The 9,552-nt window shown below is 51.4% G+C and carries 7 protein-coding genes; all 7 read right to left on the bottom strand.

Going from position 1 to position 9,552, the window contains the following annotated elements:
- A partial coding sequence (locus GQB03_RS23450) for a polysaccharide biosynthesis protein (RefSeq protein ID WP_159693190.1) occupies positions 1-142 on the bottom strand: 142 nt, incomplete at its 3' end.
- 148 nt (positions 143-290) lie between these two features.
- Positions 291-3,086, bottom strand: a complete 2,796-nt coding sequence (locus tag GQB03_RS20260; RefSeq protein WP_159693188.1) for a hypothetical protein — start codon at positions 3,084-3,086, stop codon at positions 291-293.
- 177 nt (positions 3,087-3,263) lie between these two features.
- Positions 3,264-4,970 (bottom strand): hypothetical protein, encoded by a 1,707-nt coding sequence (locus GQB03_RS20255; protein WP_159693186.1) that lies wholly within the window; start codon positions 4,968-4,970, stop codon positions 3,264-3,266.
- Positions 4,971-4,981: 11 nt separating this feature from the next.
- Positions 4,982-6,907 carry a polysaccharide biosynthesis/export family protein gene (locus GQB03_RS20250; RefSeq protein ID WP_200832334.1) on the bottom strand — a complete coding sequence of 642 codons (1,926 nt, stop codon included), beginning with the start codon at positions 6,905-6,907 and terminating at the stop codon, positions 4,982-4,984.
- A 4-nt stretch (positions 6,908-6,911) separates the two neighbouring features.
- A complete protein-coding gene (locus GQB03_RS20245) occupies positions 6,912-8,060 on the bottom strand; it encodes a hypothetical protein (protein WP_200832332.1) in 1,149 nt (382 codons plus the stop codon).
- A complete protein-coding gene (locus tag GQB03_RS20240) occupies positions 8,057-8,722 on the bottom strand; it encodes an ABC transporter ATP-binding protein (RefSeq protein ID WP_159693184.1) in 666 nt (221 codons plus the stop codon). The genes GQB03_RS20245 and GQB03_RS20240 overlap by 4 nt, the downstream gene beginning before the upstream one ends.
- Positions 8,719-9,552: an ABC transporter permease gene (locus GQB03_RS20235; protein WP_200832330.1), complete on the bottom strand. Its 834-nt coding sequence runs from the start codon at positions 9,550-9,552 to the stop codon at positions 8,719-8,721. The genes GQB03_RS20240 and GQB03_RS20235 overlap by 4 nt, the downstream gene beginning before the upstream one ends.

Here is a 9,552-nt window from a genome sequence, read left to right as displayed (position 1 = left end):
TGGCCATCTCCCACTGCTTCATCTCGTCACGCGAGTAGACGATGATCTTCTTCGGGTTGTACTTCGCCAGGGTCATCGGCACAAACGTGTGTCCGAAGGAACCGGTACCACCGGTGACCAGAATGGACGTGTTTCTGAACATCAATTACTCCCGTACATATTGGGAACGCACTTCTTTGGTTCCGCGCCAACGCCCATTCTTGATTCCACGAAAAAAGCGGCGTTACCCAAAAAGCTCCAAAAATTGCACACTTCCGCACTCACCCACAATTACATCGAGTTCGTTCGAATCAGTGCAGAGAGTGGATTCCCGCGCCAACCAACTGATCCAGCGCACTCCCTAAATCTAGCGCAACGCCTCCCTTTGACTTCGCACGAGCGACAAATATTTTCCCGACGATTCCACCCGCAACAAAGACAACAACTCCCGGAGAAACCCGCGAATCAATCTCTCGAATGACATCTTTATAAACATAGGGCAGCGCATCGCCATGTGAATGGTATTTCGCGTTACCTCTTGTCTTAAAATGTGTCGGAATAGCAATGTACTCAAAGGACTGGCATCCGGCAAAAATAGGCTCGATCTCTTCACGCCGAGCACTACCAACGAACAAAACCCCTTTCGCCACAGCGGAAAAATCTCTCAGATTCTTTGCGCTCGTAAACAGCGCGAGATTAAGCTTGTCTTCCGCGAAAATGGTTCTGGTCAGATGCAAATTCCTGATCCCGTTAAGCACCTCAAGCAAACCACGTCCCTGAAGGGACTGCCTGATCGACGTCGTGGTATCCACCGTATCTCGAAGAAAGCGATAGACACTTGGAATCCCCAACACGTCTGCCTGCAGCACCGCCGAGATCAACTCGGTCTCGAGCTCGCTTCTAAGCTCTTCCGAAATTTCAACCCCCCACCAATGTCGCTCGCGATTAAGTGCATCTTTCTCCGTAAAGCAGAGCTGGTTGTTCTTGAAAATATACCCCTCTCCATCACTTAAACGAACAAAGGCAAATGGCCGCCCCTCTTGAATTTTCTCACAAATAATTTTTTTAGCACTTGAGCGCTCGGCATCGCACCACTGAACGTCCATGAATTTCATATTTTCTCGATACATATCGAAAACTGGCTGGACATACCGACACCAATCGTCGACAACCCCCCGGGGTGCGAGCCGTTGCAACCTCAGTTCAAGGTCGCGGTGTCGATACCGCATGGGCGAATCACCCCACGCCGCTTCGGCTTGCACCTCCAGTTTCAACTTATGGAGATCGCTGAGCCCTTCAACCAAGCTTTCTAACCGAAAGCCAAGATCCGCATCGCTCCCACTTTCCATCACTAGCCTATAAAGGGCGATCCGTCGGTTAATATGTAGACGGTCGACCCTTACGAAACGCGATTGCCGGAAAAAGCTCCGAATCAATGGAATATTCTTGCATCTAATCAAGACGGAAAGCAGCATATTTTCGAGCTTTCCGACAACGTACCTATCCCCTTCAAGAGCATAAACAAAAGATGTGACTCGTTGAAGCTCTTCGTCTGAAGGGAAAAAACCGGTCCACTCCACCTTTTTCAAGAGAAGCCAAGCCGCAAGCGCCGATCCACATTGCTCGAAATCGACTCCATCAAGAATCGCTACAAGACGCGGATCTCTATCCGCAAAAGCAGTTTCGGCCTCTGAAAGGCAGTAGTGATCATCGAAACCCAATTCATTATCTTTCGACAAGAGATTCAGAAACGCAACCGTGTAATAGAGGAGATAACGCCGAAACGTGTTCCTGAGCCGAAGATCACTCCAGTCGGAACCATCTCCCACAATGGCCCGAAACGCATCCTCCCCGAAGTCGACTTCATCGAAATACGAGAGAATCCGAGACTGGGTTCTCGCACTAGGGTCAATCTTTGAAAATGCCTCGAACCATCCGTCGTCGATCACGTAGTTCTGCCAAAACCTTGAACTCGCGAGCGGAGCCTGAAACTCGGGGACAAGCCCCCTCGATACGAATCCGTAGTAATCCCTGGGTACCGCATCGAGCTGAAAATCCTGCCATACCGGAATTCCGGCTGATAACAACTCCGATACTACGGAAGAATTGCCGACGATTCCTATGTGAAACTCATCAGGACGACTATCAATAAAGCAATCTCCCAGGTTGGACAACGCCGCTCGCTGGTCAACCCCTGTTCCGGGGTGAAGCTTGAAAAGAACCTTGCCAACATCGGGGTTCGCCGAAAGCGTTCGATAGATATCCATCGAATACTGCGCATTAAACACTGCTGTTGTATAAATGACAATCAACGGAATTTTAGCGGCAGTGGAAAGGGACGTGGCATTCGACAAAATTCGATCATGCTCGAATCCCTTTTCAGCGCGGGAAACAATGTACGTCTTCCCTGAGACAGGTCCAATCTCCCTGTAAAGATCTAACGAACTCTCGCTACGAAGAACGGAATACTCAAAATCAAGAGCGGGGAAATGACATGTAATCTCGGCGTGCTGAAAGTAAACTCTCGGAATCCCTCGCTGCTTCATTATCATCGACAAGGCAACTGGAATCGGAGAGTGGTCATTAGCGAGAAACGCGAGTCGGGGCATCTCCCGCATCGCCTGGGGAAACGTGGCAGAAAATATCTTAAACGCGTGTATATATTGAACATGCTGAAAAACGAGCGATTTCGAAACAGAGCTAATGTTTTCGTAGAATTTTTCCACATCATTTCGCATGGCTGTGCAATCAACAACATCGCTACGAAATCGACGTGGCGCGACATCGGATATATTCAGGAGATTCATATCCACTCCTGTTCGCCGCATCAGCGTTTCAAAAAGTGCCAGCTCCTTACGATTATTTCGCGTCTTTGCCCACGCCACCACTTGCACTGAATCAGGCCAATCATAGATTTTGCGGTTATTTTCGTTGATCGCTGCATTGAGCAACTCCATTGCCAACACCAAGCGTTCGGGCGTAGTTTTGACATCCTCAAACCGTCGATACTCTTCCCTAGCGAGCTTGAGCCCGAGAATATTATCGTACATCTCATTTCGAACAATGACGCTGGCAACCTTATGCAGACCGTCACGGAAGGCATTCATTGCAAAATCCATAGATATGTGCGGGAAAAAATCCGACCATTTTTGATGAAATCGTGCATGAAGATTCAGTATCTTCTTTTACACGTAGCCAACGGAAGGACTGAGTCCATTTTACGAGAACGAGATCAATTCACAACAGATCTTCGATTCAGGAAGGAAAGTCTTGAGCGATACGCCCTAGCGTCCTCGCCCAGTGCGTTCGCGAAAACGTCTAACTTCGCGCTTCAGCGCAAACGGGAGAACAAGCCATCCAATTGGTGATTTTATGTGCTGCAAGAACGCTGCGCCGAGCCGGTAGGATAGATGCTCCTTTACTCTTCTTGCTTCTTGATGATCGGCGTACTGGGAAATTGGGGGAGGTTTCTTAAGTAGAAACAATTTTTGATCCCGTCTAAATCCCCTCGCTTCCTTGACAAGGGCCCATGGGAGTGTCGCCCAACCACCGATCGATCTTGAATGATCAATCATTGTTGCCCCAAGGCGGTACGATAGTTGGCGCTTAACACGATCCGCAGCCCCGAAAAGATTCGATTTTCGCTTGGAAACAGGATCGCCCTCCCTCTTCGCAACGCCTCTCGCCGACGTTTGGCTCAACTGCGCCTTTGTCCGGTGAAGTTGAGCTAGTAGCAACGCATTTTCTTGGCCAAGATCGAAGGATACAGACGCCGTTGTTCGTGACGATACTCCAGCACCTTGATCCCTTTCGGCCCTGTTTCTTTGAATTTCAAGCTCAAGAGTCAAATGCTCGACCGTTTCGAGTCGTTTCGCTGCGACCTGCTCGATAGCCCCGAGTCGATCGACCTCACGTGAAAGCCGAGCCCTCTCTCCTTCACTTTTCACAAGATCGGCGCGGTTTTTGTTCAGCTCCGCAAGCAGTAGCGTGTTCTCGTCCTGCAGCTCAGTACATCTATCCAAAGCAATTCGAAGCTGCAGGTCCATCTCAGACAGTCGTGCGGCGCCGAGAGTGACACTCTGCTCGCTCTCCGATCTGAGCCGATCGACCAGAGATCTGAAATCGGTCAGCGACCGCCAGGCTTCGATAGAAGTGGGCTGCTTGGGCAACGAATACGGAAGATTGGCGCTTTCCTGAAGGGTCGAATAGATACGTCCGACCTCTGGAAAATCAGTAAGCAATGTCCTGGCCAAAAAGGTGAATGCGGCCGAACCAGGATCGTCGTAAGAAGGCTGCGTTACATCCGCGACGGCCGTCGATTGCGCGTCGCAAAAGCGCGGATTTTTCTTGTCAGCCCAGCCGGCTACCGGCTCTGCCATTGGTTCGTCAGGCCAGGGCTTTTCTTCGGCGGTCAATTCCGACGGCCCATGCAAAGCCGGAACACGCTCCACAAGCAGAGGAACACAACCAAGCCCGGCTACCCGTGCTTGCTCCGCATGTATCAATAGACAACGGGATCGATTTTCAGAATAAAACCGATAAATTTCACGATGATACTCACACCAGCCGTCCACCACCGCACGGAGGGATTTAGTCGTGATTTCCGGAATTCCTCCGGGGTCGCTCACCAAGAGTTTTTCAGGGGTGTCATAGACAAGAACAAAAATAACGTTTCTGCTGACATCCTTCCAATAATCCAGAAATCTTATGCTATCTCGGTCTGAAAACCCCCAAAACGGTGAGTCTATGTTGCCTATTATCAAATCGAGCGCCAAAGACTGCCAGATCGGATTAACGATAAGTTGTGAGCATGAATCCAAGCTCATTGAAGCCACGGGCGCATGGCTTTTCAAGAGTATCTGGGTAATTTCTTGAGGTGCTAGCTGCTCGCGACGCGACGGCGCAGATCGCTGCATACCAGCATCATTAAACAGCTTCTCTACGGCCTTATATCCGGAGGTCTCGTGACCGAGAATAATCACTTGTCTCATCTTGCACCAATCTACAGACCGAAAACCACTTTGGCACTTACGGCAATCTGGTAGAGAATTTGTGTCAGATCTTTAGCAATTTGCCGAGATTTAACGTCAATCTTCGGCAAAACCAAGATTTCGTCTCCCGCCCGGACATCGCTTTGATTCCGGGCGGCGCCAAACCATCCATCCTCGAGATTACCCTCGGTAAAGCTGCCGTCGCGGTGGGCAACGACAACCCGGGAGGCGTCTGCATTTTGGGTGTAGCCTCCCGCTCGCTGTATATACTCTTCTAGATCGAGAGATGCATCATAGGCAATAGCATTCGGAAACAACACCTCTCCGCTAACCAGCACCAGACCATCTTTAGCCGGCACCCGAAGCACATCCCCATTTTCGAGCAAGATCTGATCGCGCGACGAAGCTTGGGAAATCATCACTTGGCCAGGAGGCTCGATCTTCTTTGCTCGATCGACCCACTGCAGAATGAGATCGGCTTCATCCTTGCGAAGACGCGCTTCGTCGCTGGTCCCTGAGCGAGCAGTGAGCGCTGTGGTCTCGAGGCTCTTCAACGATGTTTCGAGCATCTGTTTCTGCCGCTCCTGGACACTTAACCGAAACAGTTGAATGCTGTCCACATCGGAGCGATCAGTAAACCTAATTTGCCGTTGGAGTTCGCCCAGTCGTGTTCCGTAGGGGAGAACATATTCTTGCGGACTATCATGCTCGCCTTCTACTCTTACCGTAATCGTTCCCGGCTTCTTGTCAGCAGTGAATTCGAGCTCATCACCGTTCGCGAGAGCAATGCTGCCAGCCTGCTCCAAAGGGAAGTATTCAACGTTGCGAACGGTTCCTGTATTGCGGAGTACTCTGACATGCGTTGCCTGCGCCCGGGGTTTAGCAAGCGCAATGAGGTCGGCTACCGAATAGACGCCATTCGAAAATTCAAACCGCTTTGCGTTTTCTGCCAACCCTCTGACGGCGACAGTATTTTGGCGTGCTGCAACAAAGATCACATCACCGTCAGCAAGCTGCAACTGAGGCATATTGCCCTTGAGGAGAAAATCGTAGAGGTTAACCTCCCCCCGGAGAGACCCATTCCGCTTCACTTGGACGCGAAGGAACGATCCCCGCTCAGGGTCTATACCTCCCGCCTGATCCAGATAATGCAGGAGGCTGTCCATGCTCGTTCCGTTATAAAGGCCGGGGCGGTGCACAAATCCACTCACAAAAACGCGCACCGGCTGCGCGGCAGCCAAGCTCGCGTAGCTATAGACGTTATTACGGAAAACCTTTCTCAACGCAATGTCTACGGTTTTTTGAAGATCTCTGTTACGAGTGCCCATCACACGAATCGGCCCGACGTGCGGCAGGAATACGTTACCTTGTGGATCAACGACGACTTCGGAATCAAAATCGAAAGCACCCCACAGACGTACTTGCAATCGATCACCAACGGTAACTAGATAGTCGGGATTGAACTGGGTGGCGCCCTGTCTGGCAAATGCACCACTGAAAAGGTTGGCGCCGAACACGTCACTCTCAAGATTGCGCCGGTAATCGAAATTCTGGGGAGAGGCAATCTCAATCGGAGGAGCAGGCTCAGCCGCTTTGCCGGAGGGAATGATTTTCGGAGCCGCCGGGATTTGCTGCGAATTCACTGAGCTCTGCATCCCGAGAGCATCATCCAGAATGGAGGACGCCGCATTGGCATTGACGTTGGCCATCGAGATTACGATCACCAGCGCAAAAAGGGTGATCCGCGACATCATGAGCCCCTGGGTTCCAGTATTTGTCCTTCCTTCAAATTTTTTCCGAAGCCATATGACCGAAACGACACTCTGGGTATACAAGCGGCACTTAGAACAGATTTGACTGAAAATCCCGAAAAAATCGATACGAAAAATGGGGGAAAGTGTCATCCGCAGGAGAAACAATGTAAGAGAGTCAATCATGGATTCAATCCTTGTGGTCGCGAATGATCGCACCAAGCAAGTGAGCAATACCGGCCAACAAGAGAGCACCGAGCGCGACCACTACGATGTTGTACACCCGACGGGGCTCCAGCGGATATTCCGGCAAAGTCGGCGACTGGACGATGGTAAGTTTCTTCAGAGTACGCGTCGCCTCTACGCGACCTTTCTCCAGTGCAACAATCGCGGTTCGGTAGACGTCCTGGGCAAACTCGGCTTCGAGCTGCAACCGCTGATACTCTTCGACTATACGGTTCAGCGCCTTGCCTTTAGTAGAGGTCAAACGACTCTCTTCTTCTCTCTTCTGCTGTTCGAGCGCTTTGATCTGGAAATCAATCTGGGCTATGTCGGGCGCGTCTAGACTCAGATATCCGAGCATTGCCTGCCGTCTAGCCTTCAACTCGCTGACTTGACTTTCAATTCGAGCAGCGATAGTGGCAAGCGTTTCGACTGCGCCTTGCGGCGACACAAGCCCGTTTGAATTCTGGAACTGTATCAGCGCACTGCGGGCCTTGCTAACCCGCAATCCAATCTGCCCGACTTGCTCTTCGATGAAAAGAACTTGATTACGTGCAAGTCGGTGAGCAATTTCGTTCAGAAACGCCTCACCCTCGGCGACCAGCTCGCGGCTTACAGCTTGGGCAAATTCGGGGGTGTAGGCTTGAACCCGAATTCGCAGCACACCGGAAAAATCGTCCAGGTCCGCACTTACGCGGGACAAATAGTATTCGTGAAACTCCTCGAGTGGGACATCCCTTCGCCACAGTCGAGACACGATGTCATACGAAACATCGCTATAGTGCCCGCGCAGGTCGAGCTTCTCATCCAGCTTTCTAAGCATATCCATGGAAAGCAGGTGATCGCGAAGCAGCAGAAGATCGTGGTTTCCTTTTGTGCCGGTGAGAAGCGCGCCAAAATCCATTACTTGCGAACTGCCTAGGTCAGTGCGATCCACTATCACATGGGCTTCCGAGACGTAACGATCGGAGGCAACCAGCCCCCAGTAGACCAGCGCAAGAAGGATTGCCAACATGGCAATCTGCAGCGGTCTTCTCTCAGAGAACCGTTTATGTGTCCGCAGCGCAAACCCTGAAACAGATTGTACGGAGATAGTCTCACGAATCTTTTCAATCATGCGGATATACTGTCCTTATAGCAGGCGAGCGCCTCGTCAATGTTGTCAAACCAGTGGGCGCGCCCTTCATGGAGCCAGATTCCGGCAGAACAAAACTCTTTGAGAGAGCGCTCATCGTGCGAAACCATAATCAGCCCGGCGTGATCGGCCAGTTCTTGAAATGCTGCACGACTTTTTTTCTTGAATGCGGCATCGCCGACGGCAGTCAACTCGTCGACGAGATAAACCTCAAAATCGAACACCAGCGATAACGCAAATTTAAGCCTAGCGCTCATTCCAGACGAGTACGTCTTGATCGGCTCGTCAAAGGCATCACCCAACTCAGAAAACGTTTGGACAAAGGCCATCTGCTCCGAAAGATGCTCATCAAAGCCGTGCAGACGACATACGAACTTGACGTTTTGCCTACCGGTGAGAGAGCCTTGCAAACCACCACCGAAACCCAGTGGCCACGAAACTCGACAACGGCGCTCGACCGAGCCGCGAGTCGGCTGATCGATACCTCCGATTAGCCGTAACAAGGTCGATTTTCCTGCCCCGTTTCGCCCGACAAGTCCCACACTACAACGCCTCGGAATTGTGAGCGTCACGTTTGTAAGCACCCACTTGCTGGTGCCGGCATCGGAGCGATAGCGCTTGGCGACATCCTTAAGAACAATCACAGAGCCACCAATCGCTTTTCGAAGCGCACATGTAATGCAAGGCCGAAAAATACCGATACAAAAGCAAACGTTGCCAAGTACTCGATATCCACGCCAGGGGTCAGGTGATAACCCGGGAAAAAGCCGCTGCGAACATATTCCAGCCCATGCATGATCGGATTCAACAGCAACCAATCGCGCGCTGCTGGTGGCAGCGCAGCCGGAGAGAACATGACTCCAGACATGAAATACAAGGGGGTAAGCATCAACGTAACGATTCGACCAATTTCGGGGATCAACTCGTTACCAACGGAAAAAACCAATCCAAGCCCGAAGCCAAAAACCCAAAGTAAACATACTCCCAATAGCGCCCGGAGCGGATCATGGGGAATTGCATCCATTCCTACAAACGCGGCACCAGCTATCACAAGGAGAAACACAATCGCCTCGATAAACCCCTCAAGCAGTGCGCGAACGATGACCGCGTCGACCGGCTTGACCTGGCGGTAGGCAAAGAGCGCCCTATTGGCATTGACGGCATTCATGCATCGGGTAGTCGGATTCCTGAACATGTGGTATCCCATCACCCCCAATGCTAGGAAAACCGCAAAATCTGTTCCCGATAACACCCGGCTCCGCAGTGTCGAGAAAACCACCATCAGGAACACCACGTGAACAATCGGCTGAAACAACAACCACAACCACGCAGCTCGGCCCGCGGCAAGGCGAGCCACCCCTTCTCTCAGGAAGAGCGCTCGCCACACGGATAACGTGACATCAAGTGAAGTGCGAGGCAAACGGGGCGTTACGTCGTTACTTTTGGACGCCTCGATCAAGGGATCAGCAGTCAA

Origin of the sequence: Cognatazoarcus halotolerans, assembly GCF_009800965.1 — a bacterium.
Lineage (GTDB): Bacteria > Pseudomonadota > Gammaproteobacteria > Burkholderiales > Rhodocyclaceae > Cognatazoarcus > Cognatazoarcus halotolerans.
Note: the sequence above shows the minus strand (reverse complement) of the source record. Positions and strands in the feature narration are given on the sequence as shown.